This is a genomic window from Micromonospora sp. DT15 (genome assembly GCF_049841475.1).
GTDB lineage: Bacteria > Actinomycetota > Actinomycetes > Mycobacteriales > Micromonosporaceae > Micromonospora.
On the sequence record NZ_JBNCKJ010000001.1, the window covers coordinates 784,875 to 804,800 of the forward strand.

A 19,926-nucleotide genomic window follows, 5' to 3' on the forward strand; every position below is an offset into this window, starting at 1 on the left:
CTCCGCGATCTTGCACTTGGTGTCGACGATCTGCGGCTTCTGCGGCAGAAGTCGGGACAGAAAGTGCAAGATCGACGGGGCGGTGGGGTGAGGCTGGGGTGGGGTGGGGTGGGTTAGTGGCAGTTGGTGGTGCCGGTGTCGGTGTAGGTCTGGCCGGCTACCGGTACGAACTGCCAGTCGTAGCTGTTGGAGTGGAGGGTGAACTTCAGTAGCCCCCACGCGGAGCTGTTACGCGCCTCGCTGTTGGGCTGGATGGTGCCGAAGCCGTAGTGGCCGGCGCCGCCCATCCCGGCGACGAAGCTGCGCAGACCCCGGCTGGAGTCGGCGCCACCGGCCGGGTTCATCGGGGCGAACCGCTCGTACACGTGGTTGTGCCCCCAGACCACGACGTCGGCGTTGTAGTCGTAGAGAGCCTGGTACAGCGGGCGCGTCGACGTCGACGGCGCGTGGTTGGAGCTGGACGTGAACAGCGGGTGGTGCCAGTACGCGATAGTGCACGGCTTGCTGCTGGCGGCCAGGTCCGCGCGCAGCCACTGCTCCTGCGTCGAGCCGGCCGACATGCTGATGTTCGAGTTCAGCGACACGACGTGCCAGTTGCCCAGGTCGAACGAGTAGTACCCGCGACCGCTCGGGCCGGCCGACGTACCGAAGTAGTTGTAGTAGCCGCTCGCGCCCGACGTGTTGTAGTCGTGGTTGCCCGGCGACGGGCGGGTGCGGGACTTGTGCCGACCCCAGGTGGGCTCGTAGTAGCTGTTGAACTGCGACGCCGTCCCGCTGTCGTAGACGTTGTCGCCGGTGGTGAAGACCGTTCCCGGGATGCTGTCGAGCAGCGTCGCTGTGGCGCTGTCGCCGGAGCCCGAGTCGGCGATGTCGCCGGCGCCGACGAAGACCGGGTCGCCCGACGGGGGCGGCGTGGTGCTGCCGGTGGTGACCACCAATTGCGGAGCGTCAGCGCCGCTCTCGCGGGTGTCGTAGTAGGCGCCGTCACCGCTGGTCGAGGTGGCACCGAAGCTGTACGTGCCATTGCCGGTGACAGCGGCAGTGACGTCGACCTCGTACCAGGTGTTGCCGCTGACCGCGCCGATCGTGCCGAGCGTGGCCCCGTCGATGGTCGGCTGGTTGTTCCAGGTGGTGCCGGTCTCCGACCAGGTCGTGTTGGACATCCGGCGGAACGTGCCACCGGCGTCGCTGCCGCTGTTGCCGCTGATCGTGCGCAGTCGCAGCTTGGCGCCGGTCACCGTGCCGCTGACACCGCTCACCGTGAAGCGCAGGAACGAGCGCCGCACGGGCGAGTTGTCGACCACGACCTGCGTGGACGTGCCGTAGTTGGTGGCCGCCGTGTCGCTCTGGACGTAGGTGTCGGCGACGGGCGTGAAGGTCACGCTCGCCGCCGACGCCGCGCCGGCGCCGGTCACGACGACGGCGGCGGTCGCGGCGACGATCACCGTGACCACCCCCAGCGTCACCGACGGACGGGGGAATCGAATGTCCATCCAGGACTCCTTACCTCGTGGGAAGAGCGCAAGGAATGTAGGAAGGTCGATGAGCCGGCGGGCGACGGGCGGATGAACAGTGCGTCCCGACAGGCGAACACCTCGCTGTTGGGAGCCTGTTAAACAGTCCCTCGCCCGGATGCCACCCGCGGTGCGTTGTGCCTCCTCCACTGAGTACGGACGATGGCTGCCCGTCGATCAGAGGAGATGCTCGTGTACCTGTCGACCGTCTCCCGACCGGTCGCCGATGAGCCAGGATCGGGGCCTCGCCGCCGTCGGTTCACGATGGTCAGCGGCAATGTCGTCGCGCTCGGCACGGTCAGTCTGATCACCGACGTGTCGGCCGAGATGGTGGCCGCGGTCCTGCCGCTCTATCTGGTGCTGGGCCTGCACCTCAGCCCGGTGGCCTTCGGCGTGCTGGACGGCGTCCACACCGGCGCCACAGCGCTGCTGCGGGTCGTCGGTGGTTTCGCCGCCGACCGGTTCCGGCGGCGCAAGTTGATCGCCGGCATCGGGTACGCGCTCTCGGCGGTCGCGAAGCTCGGTCTGCTGCTCGCTGGTCGGTCGATCCCGGCGATCGGCGCGGTCATCGCCGTCGACCGGATCGGCAAGGGGGTGCGAAGCGCGCCGCGTGACGCGTTGATCACGCTCTCCACGCCACCGGAGGCGCTGGGTCGGGCGTTCGGGGTGCACCGGGCGATGGACAGCGTCGGCGCGTTCCTCGGGCCACTCGCCGCGTTCGCGGTCCTGCTGGTCGTCGGGCAGTCGTACGACGCGGTGTTCGTCACCAGCTTCTGCATCGCAGCCCTGGCCGTGGTGGTGCTCGTGCTCTTCGTCAGGGAGCAGCCGTCCGGCGAGGGGGTGGACGGCGGGGCGGCGGACGAGACCAACGAGGCGAAGGTCTCCGTCCGCGAGGCGTTCGGGCTGCTGCGCGCAGGACCGGCCCGGCGGCTGGTGCTGGCCGCCGCGATGCTCGGGCTGGCCACCATCGGCGACGGCTTCGTGTACCTGCTGCTGCAACGCCGAATGGACCTCGGCCTGCGCTGGTTTCCGCTGCTCGCGGTGGGAACCAGCCTGGCGTACCTGCTGCTCGCCGCTCCGCTCGGCGTACTCGCCGACCGGATCGGTCGCCTGCCCGTGGTGATCGGCGGCTACACCGCCCTCGGCACGACGTACCTGCTGCTGGCCGGCCCGGTCGACGGTTGGCCGCTGATCGCCCTCGCGCTGACCCTGTACGGCGCCTTCTACGCGGCCACCGACGGGGTCCTCATCGCGCTCGCCGGTCCGGTGCTGCCGGCGCGTCTGCGGACCACCGGAATCGCGTTGGTGCAGACCGGGCAGGCCCTCGCGTACCTCGTCTCCTCCGTGCTGTTCGGTCTGGCCTGGCAGGCGTGGGGGCCGGAGAGCGCGATCCGCGCGGCGGCCGTGGCCGTCGCCGGCGTCCTGGTCGGCACGCTGCTCCTGCTGGCCTCCCCGTCCCGACTCACCACCCGGAAGGTGCCCCGATGACCGCGATGTCGACCCGAGCGAAGCTCGGTGTGGTGGTCGCCTCGGCCGTGCTGTTGGGCGCGGTGGCGGCCGGCTACGCCGCCAGGGCCGGGCAGGTTCCCCGGACGCCGCCACCCGCCGACGCCGAGCAGGCGGTCACCTTGACGTCCGGGCCGCGCCTGCTGGCGATCACCGACCGGCACGTCTCCACAGTCGCCGCGACCGACCCCGCCGGGCCGCGCACGATCGCCGGCCTGGAATGCCTCCGGGTGTACGCGGCCGGCGGCACCGGGGTCTGCCTGAAGCCGGAGACCGCGTGGTCGTACCAGGTCGTCGTCCTCGACGCGACGCTGCGCCAGACGAGGGCGGTCAGTGTGCCGGGGCTGCCGAACCGTGCCCGGGTGTCGGCGTCCGGCCGGATGGTCTCCTGGACGACGTTCGTCGGTGGTGACTCGTACACCTCCAGTGGCTTCTCCACCCGCACCGGGATCCTCGACGCCCGCACCGGCACCACTGTGGCCTCGCTCGAAGAGTTCGCGATCACCCGGGACGGCCGGAGCTACCGCAACGCGGACGTCAACTACTGGGGCGTCACCTTCACCGCCGACGACAACCGCTTCTACGCGACGATGGCGACCGGGGGCAGGAGATACCTCGTCCGGGGTGACCTCGCGGCTCGTACCGTCGAGACGCTGAAGGAGAACGTCGAATGCCCGTCGCTGTCACCGGACGGCACCCGGCTCGCGTTCAAGGAGGCGGTCGACGCCGACCCGGCGAAGGGCTGGCGGCTGTCGGTCCTGGACCTGTCGAGCATGCGGGTCACCGCGACCGCCGAGGTCCGCAGCGTCGATGACCAGGCCGCGTGGCTGGACAACGGCAAGCTGGCCTACACGCTGCGCCGCGACGACGGCCAGCCCGACGTCTGGAGCGTTGCGGCGGACGGGTCCGGCACGCCGACGCTTGTCATCCCCGGCGCGGAGTCGCCGTCCCCGCTCACCTGACGGTCCGGTCCGCGGCCCCGGCGGTCCGGAAACCTGTAGGAAACCTTCGATGAGCGCGTTGACTTCGACGTTTTACTACACAACAATCGTCATCAATATTTACGTCCGTCTCCGTGGTCGTGCGATAGCCCCTGGTCAACCCGCTAGTACCTCAACCCCTGGTGGCTGCGGGCGCCCCATCGCTCTGGCCTGGACCCGTCGGAAGTGAGGGCACGATGAAACACGGTCGACGATTGGCCGGCGGCGTCGCCGCGGCCCTGATGACGATCACGAGCCTGATCGGGGCCGCGCCCAGTGCCGCCGCCGCAGCCGTGACCCCCACGCTCACCAGTGCGGTGACCGCCAAACTGCTCGGCACCGCCGAGCTGTCCGCCGCCGATGCCCAACCAGAGACCCGAATCACCGTCAGCCGCACCAGCGGCCGGTGGGCCTTCGGCACCGCCGTCGCGCTCGCGCCCCGACAGAAGGACGCCCACCCGACCGGGTCGATCTTCATCGCCCGGTCCGAGCCCGCCGGGTGGCGCATCGCCTTCGACGGCGAGGCAACCTTCGGTGCGCTGGCCGCCGAATCGCCCCTGATGACAAGCCAGGAGAAGAGCGTGCTCACCACAACCCCCACCCCGATGTACGCGGGCGGGGACTACCGGACCGGAATGGCCCTGCCGTTCGGTGTGGGCCAGACGTGGACGCTCACCAGCGGCCCGCACGGCTGGGGCGGAACCGAGTCGCCGTACAGCTCCGTCGACCTGGCCGGTGGCGACCAGGTGGTCCGCGCCGCCCGCGCCGGGGCGGCGTACACGATGTGTCAGGGGTGGATCCGGGTCATTCACGACCGGGGCTACTCGACCGACTACTACCACCTGTGGAACAGCATCTCCGTCAACGGCGCCAGCGTCGGCCAGGGCGCCGTCCTGGGCAACACCGGCACCGACGTCACCTGCGGCGGAGCCGCCTACGGCCGGCACGTCCACTTCGGGCTCCGGCAGAACAGCGCGTACGTGCCGATCGCCGGCCACGACATCGGCAAGTGGGTACTCGCCAACGGCGCCGCCGCGTACCAGGGCGGGGCGCGGCACGGGTCGGCCTGGGCCGGTGCCGGCGGCGGCCTGTACAACTACGGCGCGCTCGGCTTCAACCAGGGGGTCGTCGACGCGAACGGCGGCGGGGTGCTCACCCGACGTGCCGGGCCGGGGACCGGCTACGGCTCGCTGGGCTCGGTGGCCGACGGCGCAACGGTCACCATCTCCTGCTCCGCCAACGGCACCTCCCACACCGGCCGGTACGGCACCACGGCGCTCTGGAACAGGTTGAGCGACGGCAGTTGGGTGTCCGACGCCTACCTGTCGACCGGTGTGAACGGCCCGATCAACGGCTGGTGCTGACGAGGTCCATCCCTGCGGGTTGGCGGCTCACCGGCCGCCAACCGGCAGTCACCGCAAGGAGGGCTCATGTCCGTTCGCACCTTCCACCGGGGCCGGCTCCTGCTCGCCCTGACCACCGCCCTGACCGGACTCGTCGCGGTCGCGTCACCGGCTGTCGCCGACCCCGGTGGAACGCCAGCGCCGGCCGCCCCGCTCGCCGTCGCCTTCGACACCGCCGCGGCGCGGTACGACGTGCCACGCGACCTGCTGGTGGCACTGGGGTACGCCGAGTCGCGGCTCGACATGCACGCCCGCACACCAAGCGCGGCGGGCGGTCACGGGCTGATGCACCTGGCGAGCGTCCCCGGCGTGCGCACCCTGGACGAGGCTGCCGCGCTCACCCGGCTCAGCCCGACCGCGCTGCGGACCGAACCCACGGCGAACGTGCTCGGGGCGGCAGCCGTGCTGCGCTCGTACGCCGATCAGGCCGGCCTCACCGCCGCGGCGCGCGACGACGTGAACGGTTGGTACGGAGCGGTAGCCCGGTACGGCGGCGCCAGCGAGGCGTCGGTCGCGCGGCTCTACGCCGACACCATCTACGGCCTGCTGCGGACCGGGTTCACCGAGCGCGGCGAGGCGGTGGCTGGGCGACCGGTCGCGCCCCGGCGGGGTGGCCTGGAGCGGGCCGCCGTGCTCGGCGGGATCGGCACCTTGAGCACCGACTACGGACCGGCCGCGTGGGCGCCGGCCAGCACGAGCAACTACACGGCGGCCAGTCGACCGGGCAGTTACCCGGTCACCCGCATCGTCATCCACCTGACGCAGGGCTCGTACGCCGGCGCTGTCAGCTGGTTCCAGAACCCGGCCGCCCAGGCCAGCGCGCACTACACCTTCGGCTCCTCCGACGGGGCCGTCACCCAGTCGGTGCGGGAGAAGGACATCGCCTGGCACGCCGGCAACTGGACCTACAACACCGAGTCGATCGGCATCGAGCACGAGGGGTTCGTCGACAACTTCGCCTGGTTCACCGACGCCATGTACCGCGCCTCGGCCGCGCTCACCCGCAGCCTCACCACGAAGTACGGCGTAGCCAGGGATCGTGCGCACATCATCGCCCACAGTGAGGTGCCCGGTGCCACCCACACCGACCCGGGCCCGAACTGGAACTGGACCTACTACATGCAGCTGGTGAATGGCATCACCGGCATCGGCTCCGGCACGGTGACCACCGAGGCGTCCAGCCTCAACGTGCGCTCCGGCCCCGGCGCCAGTTATCCGGTCGTCGGCTCGGTCGCCGACGGCGCCACCGTCGCCGTCTACTGCCAGGCCGTCGGCAGCACTGTCACCGGCCCGTACGGCACGACTGCCGTCTGGAACCGGATCGGCACCAACCGCTACGTCTCCGACGCCTTCGTGCTGACCGGCTACGACGGGTACATCCCGAACGTGCCGCGCTGCTGAGGGCGCGGTACGACCACGAACGCTCAGGCGGCCGCCGACGAGCCGAAGAGCAGGTCCAGCTGGGCGTCCAGCGCGCCCAGCGCCTGTTCGGCGGTGTACTGCCCGCCCAGCAGGTAGACACCGAGCCCCTCCATCAGCGCCAGCAGGCCGGCCGCGGCGGCGACGCCGTGCCGGTCGGGCAGGACGCTGGCGATGAACCCGGTGAACTGCGCGGTGTCCTCGTGCAGGCTGGGCGCGGCCGACGGTCGCACCGCCGTGTAGGCGAGGAACGCGAGCGCCACCCGCCCGTTGTCGCGGGTGCCTTCGTCGAGCGGCAGCAGCGCGGCGAGCATCGTCCGCAGCAGCAGTCGAGGTGACGGGGTCTCGCCCAGCCGTGCCACCGCCTCGGTGACCCGGCTCTGGCTGCGCTCCCGCACCACACTCAACGCGAAGGCCATCATCTCGTCCTTGGTCCGGAAGTAGTGCTGGACCATCCCCGCCGAGACCCCGGCCTCGGCGGCCACGTGACGAAGGCTGACGGCCTCCAGGCCCTGATCCGCGGCGACCCGCATCAGCGCGTCCGCGATGAGGGTGCGTCGCTCCTGGTGATCGACCTTCTTGGGCATGGCCTCGATCGTTTCACAGTGGGTGGCCCGGAGACTCCGCCAGCGCGGTGGTCACCGGCTGGCGGTCTGGCTCACCGGAGTGCCCCGCGCGCTGCGCAGCAGGCCGTCCGGGTCGTCGGCGTACAGTCGCAGCTCGTTCACCGGCGTGGACCCGGCCCTCGGCAGGTCGAAGGTCAGCGGCCGGCGCAGCAGGACGTCGATGCTGGTCTGGCTGCCGACCGAGATGGACACCACCCGCCGGTCGCCCTCCTGTTCGACCTGCACGGATCTGCTCGACGGCAGCGATCGGTAGCGCTTGCGCAGCGCCTCGACGTCCGTCCACGGGATCCAGATGTCGATGCCCGAGCTGAGCCGCACCCGCAGGCCCCGGTCGCCCACGACGTGGGGGTGGATCGTCATGCTGGCGAACAGGCCGATCATCCAGAGCAGACCCCAGATGCCGAGGCCCAGAACGATCCAGCGGGCGGGCCGCCACGGCACCACGTGGGTGACCACCACGTCGAAGATCGGGATCTCCACGACCGACAGGCCGATGAAGATGCCCAGGATCGGCTTGACCACGCCGAGGTAGCCGAACGGCTCGTCGCCGGGCCCCAGCGGCAGTGGACGACGCCGCGCCCACACGTACAGGCTGCGCCACGTCGCGGCCTCGGCCTCGGCCGCCCGACGCAGCAGCGGGCCCACCCGCGCCCTGGTCGGTGTCCTCGTGTCGGTCATGGTCGTCCTACTCGCTCGGGGGTCGACGGTCCGTGCGGCGTGACGGTTCCGGCGCCGCCGTCCACTGTGACGAGCTGCCCGGTGGTGATGGTCCGGGTGGCGTCCGGCACGCAGATGACGGCGGGAATGCCGTACTCACGGGCCACTGTCGGGCCGTGCGCCATGATCGCGCCGGTCTCGGTGACCAGCGCCGCCGCGGTGAGGAACAGCGGGGTCCAGCCGGGGTCCGTGGTCGCGGCAACCAGGACCTCGCCGGGCTCGACGTGGGCGGTGCCCGGGTCGTGCACGACCCGGGCGGGGCCGGTCACCCGGCCCGCCGACGCGCCCACTCCGGCGAGCGTCCCGTCGCCGGTCGATACCGCCGGCAGGACGGTCTCGACATCCGTACCGTCGGAGAGCAGTGCCACCGGCACGGTCCGACGCCGCAGCTCCCGGCGGTGCACCGCCCGCCGGGCGGTGACGGTGCCGCGCAGATCAACACCCTGGTGTACGGCGGTGTGCACCTCGTCGAGGGTCAGGAACATGATGTCGTCGGGCTGGTCCAGCAACCCGTGGGCGTGCAGGTCGGCACCGATGAGCAGCAGTTGGCGACGGGTCTCGCGCAGCGGGTACAGCCCGGCGAACTTGCCGGCCTCGCGCAGGCCGGCCAACGATCGCGCGCGGCGCAACAGGAAACCGGCGAGCCGGCCCCGCACCGGCCGCCGACGGCGCGCTCGGGTGACCAACTCCTCCAGCGCTGTCTCCGCCGCTGAGGCGGCCCGCTGGAAGCGCTGGTCGGGGCCCTGTTGCGGATCGGTCACCCGCAGGTAGTTGGCGACCGCGGCGAAGACCGGCGTGGGGTCCTCCGCCCAACGCGGCACCCCGAGGTCGACTTCGGCGACGCCCCGGTGCCCGTACACGTCCAGGAAGGCCGCCATGCCGATGTCGGGCAGCGTGCCGCGCAGGTGGCGTGCGGCCAACTCGGCCGGCGGGGTGTCGAGGAGAAGCCGGCGGTGGTCGCCCACGCCCTGGGCGAGCCGCCACAGGGCCAGGTCCATCTCGATGGTGACGTTGTGCGGCATGCCGCCCAGCACGGTGTGGATCTCGTCCGGGCCGGCGACGCCTTTGAGCAGCGCGGTCGGCAGGGCGGCGGCGAGCATCCCGGCGACGATCGGCCACATGATCGCGTCGGCGGTGTCGTCGGCGTCGGCGTCCTGCTCCTGCACGAAGCGCAGCCGGTCGCCGGTGGTACGCAGGTCGGCGGGGGCGGCTGAGCTCACCCTGAGCTGCTCGACCGCCTCGAACATCCGGGTCCGCGCGGCCTCGGGACGGGCCAGCGCCCGCAGGATCCCCGCCACCGCGCGACGGGCCGTCCGCAGCGACGCGGCTCCCGATGCCCTACCGCGCCGGTCGCCGCCGCTGGTCGGGGCGAACCGGGGATCCCCCAGCACGTGCTGCATCACCGCCTGGGCGCGCGGCCCGAAGTCGACAGCCAGGAGCTTCACCAGCCGTTTGCGGGACGACCGGTCGCGGGCCAGGTCGGTCAGGTCGCCGTAGAGGCGACCGCCGATGTCGACGATCTCGACACGTACCCCGAGCGCGGCGAGCATCGCGGCGATCTGCCTGCGCAGTGTCGACATGCCCATCGGGGTGACCGGTTGCAGCATGCCCTGGACGTGCCCGAACTCCAGGTAGACGCGGGGGAGGGGCTTCTCGCTGGACGGTGGGGCGGGGAACAGGCTGGTGATGGGCCGGGACTGGAGGAGCCACAGCACGTCCTCCGCGTCGATCGCCCACTCGACATCCTGTGGGCAGCCGAAGTGGGCCTGCAACCGCTCGCCGGTGGCGCGGAGGCGGGCCAGTTGCGGGGACGTCAGGCATCCGGCCTCGGCGCGCGTGATGTCGTCGAGAATGTAGTGGTCGACGGCGGCGGCGCCGTCCACCACTGTGGTGCCGAGGCCGGCAGCGGCGTCGACGGCCATCTCGTCGCGGCGCCCGGTCAGCGGGTTCGCGGTGAACAGCACTCCCGCCACAGTGGGTCTGACCATGCGCTGCACGACGACGGCCATCCGCACTGTCCGGGAATCGATGCCGCGGGCGTCGCGGTAGGCGGTCGCCCGGTCGCTGTGCAGCGAAGCCCAGCATTTCTCGATGGCGGCGATCAGCTCGTCGGTGCCGGTGACGTCGAGGACGGTGTCCTGCTGCCCGGCGAAGCTCGCGTCCGGGAGGTCCTCGGCTGTCGCGCTGGAGCGCACCGCCACCGGGCCCGCGCCGAGCCGCTGGTACGCGGCGACGACCTCGGCGGTGGGGACGACGCCGAGCCGGTGTGCCTCGGTGGTGACGCAGAAGCCGTCGGGGACCTGCTCGCCGTGCCGGATCAGCTCGCCCAGCCCGGCCGCCTTGCCCCCGACCAGGGCGGTCATGGCGTCGGTCACCTCGGACAATGCGATCACGTGCATGGGAGCCCACTCTCGTTGCAATACAACTGCATTGCATCTGACGGTATCTCGTTTGCGATTCGAGTGCAATGTCAAGGCTGTGGGGGTGCCACCTCGGAGCCGGGAGGTTGCCCGGATCTGCCATGCTCGGCCCGGTGACGACCGGTCGCCCCACCCGATCCCGCTCCCACCGCCGCCCTCGAAGCCGTGCCATCCGCATCCTGCTCGCGCTCGTCGCGGTGGCGGCCCTCGTGGGTGTCGCGGTGGTCGCGGTGCCGATGCTGCGACCGGCCGGTCCGCGCCCGCTCTTCCAGATGCCGGTGACCTGCGGCGAGACGTGGCAGCTCAGCACCTACCCCGGTCACGACGACTACGACGTCGACTTCTTCCCGGTCGAGGGCGAGACGTGGGGGCGGCCGGTGCTCGCGTCGTACGCCGGCACTGTCACAGTGGCGGGCATCAACGGCTCGCTGGGCGGCCGCAACCCGGAGAACCCGGAAGGCCCGCGGGGGCGCGGCGGCGGCTACTGGGTGAAGATCGACCACGGCGGCAAGTGGGAGACGCAGTACCTGCACATGCTCGAACCACCACTGGTCACCGTCGGCCAGAAGGTGGCCCAGGGTGACCAGATCGGACGGCTCGGCAGCACCGGCAACTCCGGCGCGCCGCACCTGCACTACGAGCAGCGCAAGGGCTGGGAGAAGGTAGAGACCCACTTCGACGGCGCGCCGTCGGGCATCACCACCGACGAACGCGAACAGATCCTCCGGCGGGTGAGCAACAACTGCCCGGCCGTCTCCTGAGGAATCCGGTTTGCCCCGCACGGCTCGGGGCACTGATTCGGGAGACAGTTCCGACGCAGGGAGGAGCCGGCCATGGCCAAGGGTGATGTCGACACGTACCACGAGGACGGGCAGTGGAAGAACAAGCCGGAGGGCCACGAGCGGGCCACCAGCACGCATGACGTGAAGGCTGACGCGCAGGCCCAGGGCCGCGAGATGGCGGCCGACCGCGGCGTCGAGCACGTGATCAAGAAGCAGGACGGCACGATCGGGGAGAAGAACACCTACCCCCGCAGCCGTGACCCCCGCGACATCGAGGGCTGACAGCTCCCAGCCCCGGCGCACCGACCTCCTCGGCCATGCCGAGGAGGTCGGTGCGTTTCTGAGGGCCGAGTCCTGGGCCGGCTTTATCCCCGTACGAGAAATATGGGTGTTTTTGGGGGATATAGTCCAGCTCGGGACTGGAGTGAAAGCTGGGAGTGGGCATGTCGTTTCGGGGCCGGCGTCGTCAGAGCAGCATCGCAACGCTGGTGGCAGCCGTGACCGTGGGCGTTCTCGCGGTCGCACCCCTCCCGGCGTGGGCGGCCGGTTCCGTCCTGTTCGACCAACCCTTCCACAACAACACAGCGAACGGCCTCGGCGCCGTGTCGGTGCCAGGTGTGCCCGTCGCGCTCGCGACCAACGCCGCCTGCCTGAGCGCAGCGGGCAACTCGACCACCGGGCCGCTGCTGAGCTGCACCACGTCCACCGACCCGCAGGGCTCGGGCAAACTGCGCCTCACCCCCGCCACCCTGAACCGGGAGGGCGGGGTGTTCGGGGCGGTCGGCGTGCCCACCTCGCAGGGTCTGCACGTCACCTTCAACACCTACCAGTACGGCGGCATCAGCACCGGTGCGGATGGCATCGCCTTCGTGCTGGCCGCCGTCGACCCGGCCAACCCGAGGCCCCCGTCCACCCTCGGTCAGCCGGGCGGCTCGCTCGGCTACTCGGCAGCGTTCAACGGCGCATCGGTGGGCCTCTCCAATGGCTACCTCGGCGTCGGGCTGGACGTCTACGGCAACTTCAGCAACAGCACCTACCAGGGCACCGGCTGCACCAACCCGCCGTACATCTCGACCACCAACGGGCGGGTCCCCGGGCAGGTCGTGATCCGAGGGCCGGGCCGCAACGGGGTCGGCTACTGCGCAATCAACAGCACCGCCACCACCACCTCGTCGGCGGCACTGGCGTTGCGGGCCGCCACCCGGGCCGCGTCCGTGGTGCCGGTCGAGGTGGTCGCCAACACCACCTCATCGCCGTTCACCACCGACACCGGCATCACCGTGCCGGCCGGGGAGTACCGGGTCAGGTTCACCCCGGTAGGCGGGTCGGCGCGGACCCTGGCGGGCAGCCTACCGGTCGTGTCGCCCAGCCTGTACCCGTCGCCGACCTGGCTCAACGCCAGCGGTTACCCACGGCAACTCGCCTTCGGCTGGGTGGGCTCGACCGGCTCGGTCACTGACTTCCACGAGGTCGACAACGCGCGGACGGTCAGCTTCAACCCGGTACCGGACCTGAGCGTGGCGCAGACCAGCGCGGTCGGGGCCACCCCGCAGCCCGGTGACCCGGTCACCTACTCGATCACCGCCGGGGTCGACGCCGGCGCCACCGAGACGGCACCCATCTCGGTCACCCAGACCGTGCCTGCCGGTGTCGTGCCGCGCGGCGCGTACGGCTCCGGTTGGGTCTGTGCCGCACCGTCCGGGCAGAGCATCACCTGCACCAACAGCAACGGCCCGTTCGCCGGCGGCACCTCCCTGCCGCCGATCACCGTCGTCGCGACAGTCACCGGCGCCGGTGTGACGCCGTCGCTGATCCAGACCGCCACGGTGGCGACCTCGTCGTCGATCGACGCCAACCCCGGTTTCTCCAACTCCACCACGCCTGCCGTGCCCGCCACCGCACCCAGCGGCGTCACCGTCACCCCGGCCCTGAGCTCGGTCTCCGGAGGCATCGCGGTCACCGTCGGAGGCAGCAACCTCACCGGCGCGACCGCGATCACCATCGGCACCGCCGCCGAGCAGCAGGCCGGCACGTCGGTGCTGCTGCTGCCGTGCACCTCCGGCCCGGCCGCCGGCTGTTTCACAGTGAACCCCAACGGCACCCTCGCCATCTCGTCCATGCCCGCCCGGTCCGGCCCGGCGACGGTCACCGTCAGCGTCGTCACCCGAGGCTCGGCCGGGTCGGCGAACTTCGTCTACGCCTCCACGCCAGGCACGCCCACCACCCCCACAGCGGTCGCGGGCGTCACCAGCGCCACAGTGAGCTGGACCGCACCGGACAACAACGGCAGCCCGATCACCAGCTACCTGATCACCCCGATCCGGGACGGCGTCACCCAACCGACCCTGACCTTCGACGCCTCCACCACCAGCCGCACCCTGACCGGGCTCACCGCAGGCTCGTCGTACGCCTTCCGGGTGGCGGCGGTGAACGCGTTCGGCACCGGGGCGGCCAGCCCACCCTCGGCGGCCGTGGTCCCGTACACAGTGCCGGGAGCACCGACGAACACCTCGGCCACCGCCGGCACCAACGCCGCCAGGGTGAGCTGGACGGCCCCGGCCAACGGAGGGTCGCCGATCACCGGTTACACGGTGACGCCGTACCTCAACGGGGTGGCGCAGACACCCCGGGTCTTCAGCGGAACCGCCACGACCCAGATCGTCACGGGGCTGACCGCCGGTGCCACGTACACCTTCCGGGTGGCCGCGACGAACGCTGGCGGGACCGGCCCGCAGTCGGCCCCCTCCGGGCCGGTGACGGTCAACGCGCCACCGACGCTGACCTTCCCACCGCCCCCACCCGGCAAGGCGTACGAGCCGTACCAGTACCAGCTCACGGTGACCGGCGGCACCGGCCCGTTCACCTGGTCGGTCAGCGCCGGGAGCCTGCCCGCCGGGCTGACCCTCGACCCGGTCACGGGCCTGCTCTCCGGCACGCCCACAGTGTCCGGGACGTTCCCGTTCACCGTCCGGGTGACCGACTCGTTCGACCAGTCCGCGACCCGACCGGTCGACCTGGTCATCACCCCGCTCGGTGGACTCTCCATCAGCGTCCCGGCGATCTCGGCGCTCGGCACCGTCACCTCGGGCACCACCGGCGTCTCGGGCCAACTCGGCCCGGTGACCGTCACCGACGACCGTGGCCCCTTCTCCGGCAACTGGGTCAGCGTCGTCTCCAGCACGAGCTTCACCACCGGCTCCGGCTCGGGGGGCGAGACCATCCCCAACAGCAACATCACGTACGCCTCGGGGCCCGCCCTCGCCAGCACCGGTGTCGGATCGTTCGTTCCGCAGCCCGGGGCGGTGCTGAACACCCCGCGGGTGGCCGCAGGATGGTCAGGTCAGGCGGGAGGCCCGAACTCCGCCACCTGGAACCCCACGCTGTTCGTGACTCTCCCGTCCGGCGTGGTGGTCGGCAACTACGTGTCGGTCGTGACGCACTCGGTCATCTAGCCCCCGCCCCGCCCCCCGCCCCAGCCCCGTCGATCAAGGAGTTGTGGTGGGTGGCGAATCGGTCTTTTAGATCGCAAGCCGCGCACCACAACTCCGTGATCGACTCGTGGAACGATGCTGCCCGGCCGTTCCGGGGGAACGGCCGGGCAGATGGGGTGGGGCGGTGGGTGGGTGGTCAGGCCCACTGGGCCTGGCGTCGGCGGACGAGGTACCAGCCACCAAGGGTGACCAGCACCAGCAGGGCGATGCCGCCGACCGTGTAGACCAGCCAACTCGGCCCGCTGGACGTCGCGACTGTCATCGGCGCCGCGACGGGTAGGACGATCTTCCCGGTCGCGGTGCGTTCCACGGTGCCGCTGGCGAGCTTCGCGTGCACGTCCCACGTCCCGGCGGGCAGGGCCTGGTTGACCTCGATCCGGACCTGACCGCTCTGGCCGGGCAGGATCGTCACGCCGTTGGTCACCTTGAACGGACCGGCCTGGACCGCCGCCTTGGTCAGCGACAGGGTGCCGGTCATGTCCAGCGCACGTTCGCCGGTATTGGTGACCTTCGCGGTGACCACGGGGAACTCACCGGCGCCCGGCTCGGCAGCCAACCCTTCGATCCGGAAGTCCGTTGGCGGCTCACCACCGGGACCGATGTCGAGGTAGACCCGGATGCCCACCCGGTGGATCTGGGTGACGTTGCCGGTGCGCTCCTTCGTGCTGGTGACCTGCGCCCAGATCGCGGCGTACCGCTCGCCCTTCGACGCCTTCTTCGGCACGGCGACCTCGACCTCGACCGGTCGTCGCTCGCCCGGGTCCAGCCGCATCGTGGCGGTCTTCAGCCGGATCCACCCGCTCAGTTCGTTACCCGTACGCCCCTCGGGCACTGTGAAGGCGTTGTTCTCGACCGAAGCGGCTCCGGAATAGAACTCGATCTTCTGCACCTCGGCGGAGGTGTTCTGCACCTCGACCCGGCGGTTGATCGTCGTGCCGGGTTTCAGGTGATCCACGATGTAGACCTGGGCCCTCGGGTCCTCAACCCGACTGGCAGGGATGTCCAGCATCCGGATGCTGATCGCGGCTTCCTCGGCCGGGTCCTGTCGCTGCTCCCGCACGGCAACGGCTGGTGCCGCCGAAACCCCGAGCGCCACGAGGGCGACCGAGGCCAGCAGCACCAGCCGGCCGAGCGGCTCAGAACACCGAATGTGTCACCGTCCCGGTGTAGACACCCTGGACGGTGCCGATGGGGATGTTCACCACCAGGGTGGGGTTCCAGGTGGCGAAGTTGTTGCCGGTGCCGCCGGTGTGGGTCATCGCCGTCCGGGGGACGTTGATGATCACCTGCTGGGCCGCGGTGGGTTGGCCCGGCGTGAAGGTGCCACTGCCGGCGGTCGCCGTGGCGGGGCCGGACCAGTACAGAACGTTGATGTTCGGGATCGTCTCTCCGGAGGAGCCGCCACCGGTGGTGAAGTCGGTGGAGATGACGCTGGCGGTCCAGTTGGGGGTGAGCGAACCTCGCTGGTCCAGCACGGTGACCGGGCCGAGCAGACCGGTGACGGTCGAGCCCTCAATGCCGTGACCGATGTTGGCCGTCGCCGGCACGGTGATCGACAGGCCACCGGCGGCGTCGACGGTGAGGGTCACGATCGTGTCGCCCGTGGTGTCCGCGACGGCCGGTCCGGCGAGCGCGACGACGGCGGCGACGCCGGCCAAGCCCGCGAGAATCTTTCTACGCATCGAGTCTCCTTTGTCCTAAAGAGCGCTGGGAAGCACTTAAGAGACTATCTACGCAAAACGCCCATACGGGCGCGAATGGCTCGAGCATCACCCGGGCGCGCACGGCAAGGGCTCGGCGCCGTACCGGCCGCCGAGCCCTACGAGCGGATTCAGGCCGCGACCACGTACGGGAACGTGGCGGAACGCGCGGCCTTCGTGACCTCCGAGGTGAGGCCGGCAGTGGTGCCGGTGTTGAGGACCAGGGAGAACATCACCTCGGGCGCGTTGTCAGCGAGGGTTCGTCCGTTGCGGACCGCGAAGCCGAAGTTCGCTGCCGTGCCGACCGTGTACGACAGCAGGTCGGGGTAGAGCTGCCGGGCGACGCTCCAGCCGTACGCCTGCGGATCCGGTGCGGTGCCGTTCGCCTTGACCACCCCGGCGACCGCGTTCGCGATCTCCTCCCCGCCCTCGGCGAGGTCGTTGCCGGGGTGCCGGAAGTTGGCGGGGTCGGAGAAGTCGGTGTCGTGGGGCCAGAAGATCGGCCACATCATGGGGTGGCCGGCGCGGTTGATCTGGCGCCACCCGCCCGCGTCGGTGGCCAGCATGGTGCGGCACCACACGCCGATCTCGGTGCCGTCGCGCAGCAGCGGCTCGTCGTGGGAGACCTCGAGGACGATCGACTCGACAGTGGTGCCGGCGAAGCTGTTCTTGGCCTGGTCGGCCCGCCACGCCGAGCGGTCCACCCGCGAACCGTTCTTGACCGCGCCGTTGATGGTGGCGAGTTCGTCGAGGTCGACGAAGAAGGGGTCGGCGATCCGGCCGGCCCAGATCCGGACGTTGCCGCCGGTCGTCACCTCGCCGGTTCGCCCCTCGGCGATGGGGGTGCCCATCGCGGCGTCGTCGCGGGCGTCCGCGCCGGTGAGCTCGTACAACTGGAGGGTCTGCCGGGCGTCGCCGTCCGGCTCGCCGAAGGCGAACCGGTACGTCAGGTCCTCCGCCTCGGTGCCGTTGATGTGAATCTTGATCTCGTAACGCGCCTCGGCGTGGAAGCCGCGCTTGATGTCGGCCTTGGTCACCGAGCTGTTGACGTCCATGACGAACACGGTGGCGCGGTCACCGTTGAAGACGTACAGGTCGTCGATGTACAACTGGCCGCCCTGAGCGGCCAGGGGTGTATCGAGATGGTGCGACATGAGCTCACTCCCGGACTGCCGGATTCAGGACTAATCCGAACATAGTGGTCATGAGCCTGGCGTCCCCGCCCATCGAGTCAATCTGGTTCGAGGAGGTGGGCGAAGGTCGCTACGGCGATGGGCCGCCCGAGTGACTCCTCGGACGGCCCACGCCTTGGTGCTCGGGTGATCAGATGCGGGACCACTTCTGGTTGGCGGCGCCGAGGCAGTCCCACAGGTGCAGCTTGCCACCGTTGTTGGGGTTGGCCTCCCGTACGTCGACGCACTTGTTGGCGTTGAGGTTGACCAGATCGCCGGCGCCGTTGAGGGTGAAGCGTTGCGCGGTGTTGCCGTTGCAACTGACCAGGTTGACCTCGGTGCCGTTGGCGGTGCCGGCCCAGGCCGGGTCCATGCACTTGCCCATCGCCCGGACCGTCCCGTCGGACGCGAAGGTCCAGCTCTGGGCCGCCGTGGTGTTGCAGTCCCAGATCTGGAGCTTTGCGCCCTCGACCGGGTCCGCGCCGGGGATGTCGATGCAGCGACCGCTCTGCGCGCCCCTGATCCGGTTGGTGCCCGGAGTGGGGTCGCCCCCGCCACCCGAGGTGTAGCTGGACACCCGGACGTAGTCGACCAGCATCTGCTGCGGGAACTGGGTCGAGCCGTCGGGGTAGCCGGGCCAGTTACCGCCGACCGCGACGTTGAGGATCATGAAGAAGGGGTGGTCGAACACCCAGCGGCTGCCGCCGAGCCGAGCGGGGTCGACCCGGTGGTACTGCACCCCGTCGACGTACCAGGTGATGACGTTCGGCTCCCAGTCCACCCGGTAGGTGTGGAAGGTGTCGGCGAGCGGCGCGCCGAGGGTGCGGCTGCCAGTGATGCCGCCGGCTCCGGAGTAGCCGGGCCCGTGCACGGTGCCGTAGACGGTGTTGGGCTCCCGGCCGATGTTCTCCATGACGTCGATCTCGCCGGCGTCGGGCCACCCGCCGCCGGTGCCGAGCATCCAGAAGGCCGGCCAGATGCCCTGACCACGCGGGATCTTGATCCGGGCCTCGAACCGCCCGTACGTCTGGGTGAAGGTGGCCGCCGTCAGCAACCGCGCTGACGTGTACTCGCAGCGCCCGTAGTGGCACTGGTAGTTGGCGGGATTGTCCCGGCGGGCGGTGATGACCAGGTTGCCCTGGCCGTCGTGGACCGCGTTGCTGGTGCTGTTCGTGTAGTACTGCCGCTCGTTGTTGCCCCAGCCGCCACCGCCGGTGTCGAAGCGCCACTTGTTCTGGTCGACGGGCGTGCCGGCGGGGGAGTTGAACTCGTCCTGCCAGCTGATGGGACCGATGGCGGCCTCGGCCCGGTCGGGGTGCGCCGGGACGACGAGCGCCGTCGCGGTCGCGACGAGGGTGGCCGCCAGGAGTACGAGCGGGCGGAAGCGGAGGCTGGGCCGGGCTGTGAACACGGGAGGCTCCTCAGCGTGGGGGTGATGGAGGCGGTTTACCAGGATAGAGAGCGCTCTCTAAGCGAAGCATGTCGATATGACGTCTTTCTGTCAAGAGTGTTTCCAATATCACGACCGTCCGTTACCGCCCGATGCTGACGAGTGAGCGGCGACGTGCCGACGCCGGTCGTCGCAGTGGCATCGCTCGATGCCTCCGAGATGGACGACGCCGACCCATCGAAGGAGCTCGGCGCGGCTGAGGGTTACTCGATAGCGGTCGAATCGACCCTTCCTATTGCCGTGGGGCGTCCACGCGGGACAGGATGACGAGGCGTGCCGGAAACTTTCCCGTAACCTGCGCGCTGCTGGTCTCTGTCACAAGGAAGTGGGAGTCAGTCATGAGCGAGGCGTCGACGGCGCTGGGTGTGCGCCTCTACCCGGATCTGGTCGAGCGGGGTGGCCTGGCCCCCGCGCTGATCGAAACTGCTGCCCGCCACGGGCTCGACGTCGGCCGGGTGACCGCGCCGGAGCAGGGGCGGGCCCGGTTCACCTGCGCCGAGCTGCACTCCGACGAGGGCGTGGTCTGCGTGGGGCTGGGATCGCAGGCCCGGTACTTCATGATTGACCTGCGCGTCTCGGGAGAGGTTCTCGCCCGCGGTGACGTCATGGACCTGGTGCAGGTCGCCCAGGTGGCCGCGGCCTGGCGGGCCGGCCTGACGTTCGCCGAGCTGACCGCCCGGTTCCCGTTCATGGAGGAGATCAAGCACCGCCCCGCGCCGGTGGCCCAGGTCAGCTAGTCGGCCGGG

The 19,926-nt window shown here is 70.6% G+C and carries 16 protein-coding genes; 8 read left to right on the forward strand and 8 right to left on the reverse strand.

Annotation, left to right across the window (positions count from 1 at the left end; genetic code table 11):
• Positions 1–113: 113 nt before the first annotated feature.
• A complete protein-coding gene (locus tag ACLQ3F_RS03640; protein WP_425845981.1) occupies positions 114–1,493 on the reverse strand; it encodes a DUF7594 domain-containing protein in 1,380 nt (459 codons plus the stop codon).
• A gap of 213 nt (positions 1,494–1,706) precedes the next feature.
• Between ACLQ3F_RS03640 and ACLQ3F_RS03645 the strand changes: the two genes are divergently transcribed.
• The 4 genes from ACLQ3F_RS03645 to ACLQ3F_RS03660 all read left to right on the forward strand — a co-directional run bounded on the left by ACLQ3F_RS03645 (position 1,707) and on the right by ACLQ3F_RS03660 (position 6,804).
• Positions 1,707–3,002, forward strand: a complete 1,296-nt coding sequence (locus ACLQ3F_RS03645) for an MFS transporter (RefSeq protein ID WP_425845984.1) — start codon at positions 1,707–1,709, stop codon at positions 3,000–3,002.
• Positions 2,999–3,982 carry a TolB family protein gene (locus ACLQ3F_RS03650; RefSeq protein ID WP_425845987.1) on the forward strand — a complete coding sequence of 328 codons (984 nt, stop codon included), beginning with the start codon at positions 2,999–3,001 and terminating at the stop codon, positions 3,980–3,982. Before ACLQ3F_RS03645 ends, ACLQ3F_RS03650 begins: the two co-directional genes overlap by 4 nt.
• A 215-nt stretch (positions 3,983–4,197) precedes the next feature.
• Entirely contained in the window at positions 4,198–5,364 is a 1,167-nt protein-coding gene (locus ACLQ3F_RS03655) for a peptidoglycan DD-metalloendopeptidase family protein (RefSeq protein ID WP_425845990.1), read from the forward strand.
• A 66-nt stretch (positions 5,365–5,430) separates the two neighbouring features.
• Positions 5,431–6,804 (forward strand): N-acetylmuramoyl-L-alanine amidase, encoded by a 1,374-nt coding sequence (locus ACLQ3F_RS03660; protein WP_425845992.1) that lies wholly within the window; start codon positions 5,431–5,433, stop codon positions 6,802–6,804.
• Between the two features lie 23 nt (positions 6,805–6,827).
• Here the strand turns inward: ACLQ3F_RS03660 and ACLQ3F_RS03665 are convergent, their stop codons facing one another.
• Genes ACLQ3F_RS03665 through ACLQ3F_RS03675 form a run of 3 tightly spaced genes read right to left on the reverse strand, consistent with a single transcriptional unit; the run spans position 6,828 to position 10,564 of the window.
• Positions 6,828–7,409: a TetR/AcrR family transcriptional regulator gene (locus ACLQ3F_RS03665; RefSeq protein WP_357263625.1), complete on the reverse strand. Its 582-nt coding sequence runs from the start codon at positions 7,407–7,409 to the stop codon at positions 6,828–6,830.
• A gap of 51 nt (positions 7,410–7,460) precedes the next feature.
• The gene (locus ACLQ3F_RS03670; RefSeq protein ID WP_425845995.1) at positions 7,461–8,126 is read right to left on the reverse strand and encodes a PH domain-containing protein; all 666 of its coding nucleotides are present in this window, start codon (positions 8,124–8,126) and stop codon (positions 7,461–7,463) included.
• Positions 8,123–10,564: a PEP/pyruvate-binding domain-containing protein gene (locus ACLQ3F_RS03675; RefSeq protein ID WP_425845998.1), complete on the reverse strand. Its 2,442-nt coding sequence runs from the start codon at positions 10,562–10,564 to the stop codon at positions 8,123–8,125. The genes ACLQ3F_RS03670 and ACLQ3F_RS03675 overlap by 4 nt, the downstream gene beginning before the upstream one ends.
• A gap of 122 nt (positions 10,565–10,686) precedes the next feature.
• Here ACLQ3F_RS03675 and ACLQ3F_RS03680 point away from each other — a divergent pair, with 122 nt between their 5' ends.
• The 3 genes from ACLQ3F_RS03680 (at position 10,687) to ACLQ3F_RS03690 (ending at position 14,819) form a co-directional block, all read left to right on the forward strand.
• Entirely contained in the window at positions 10,687–11,346 is a 660-nt protein-coding gene (locus ACLQ3F_RS03680; RefSeq protein ID WP_357205107.1) for a M23 family metallopeptidase, read from the forward strand.
• 72 nt (positions 11,347–11,418) lie between these two features.
• Positions 11,419–11,649, forward strand: coding sequence for a DUF2188 domain-containing protein (locus tag ACLQ3F_RS03685; RefSeq protein ID WP_354942245.1), 231 nt, complete (start codon positions 11,419–11,421; stop codon positions 11,647–11,649).
• Positions 11,650–11,855: 206 nt separating this feature from the next.
• Positions 11,856–14,819, forward strand: coding sequence for a fibronectin type III domain-containing protein (locus ACLQ3F_RS03690; protein WP_425846002.1), 2,964 nt, complete (start codon positions 11,856–11,858; stop codon positions 14,817–14,819).
• Positions 14,820–14,994: 175 nt separating this feature from the next.
• Here ACLQ3F_RS03690 and ACLQ3F_RS03695 read toward each other — a convergent pair whose 3' ends face one another.
• The 4 genes from ACLQ3F_RS03695 to ACLQ3F_RS03710 all read right to left on the reverse strand — a co-directional run bounded on the left by ACLQ3F_RS03695 (position 14,995) and on the right by ACLQ3F_RS03710 (position 19,141).
• The gene (locus tag ACLQ3F_RS03695) at positions 14,995–15,918 is read right to left on the reverse strand and encodes a hypothetical protein (RefSeq protein WP_425846006.1); all 924 of its coding nucleotides are present in this window, start codon (positions 15,916–15,918) and stop codon (positions 14,995–14,997) included.
• A 76-nt stretch (positions 15,919–15,994) separates the two neighbouring features.
• A complete protein-coding gene (locus ACLQ3F_RS03700) occupies positions 15,995–16,540 on the reverse strand; it encodes a hypothetical protein (protein ID WP_425846009.1) in 546 nt (181 codons plus the stop codon).
• A gap of 149 nt (positions 16,541–16,689) precedes the next feature.
• A complete protein-coding gene (locus ACLQ3F_RS03705; RefSeq protein ID WP_425846011.1) occupies positions 16,690–17,712 on the reverse strand; it encodes a DUF4331 family protein in 1,023 nt (340 codons plus the stop codon).
• A gap of 169 nt (positions 17,713–17,881) precedes the next feature.
• The gene (locus ACLQ3F_RS03710) at positions 17,882–19,141 is read right to left on the reverse strand and encodes a family 16 glycosylhydrolase (RefSeq protein WP_357205092.1); all 1,260 of its coding nucleotides are present in this window, start codon (positions 19,139–19,141) and stop codon (positions 17,882–17,884) included.
• A gap of 377 nt (positions 19,142–19,518) precedes the next feature.
• On the opposite strand from ACLQ3F_RS03710, the gene ACLQ3F_RS03715 reads away from it, so the two are divergent.
• Positions 19,519–19,917, forward strand: coding sequence for a hypothetical protein (locus ACLQ3F_RS03715; protein WP_112585399.1), 399 nt, complete (start codon positions 19,519–19,521; stop codon positions 19,915–19,917).
• The last annotated feature ends 9 nt before the right edge of the window (positions 19,918–19,926 follow it).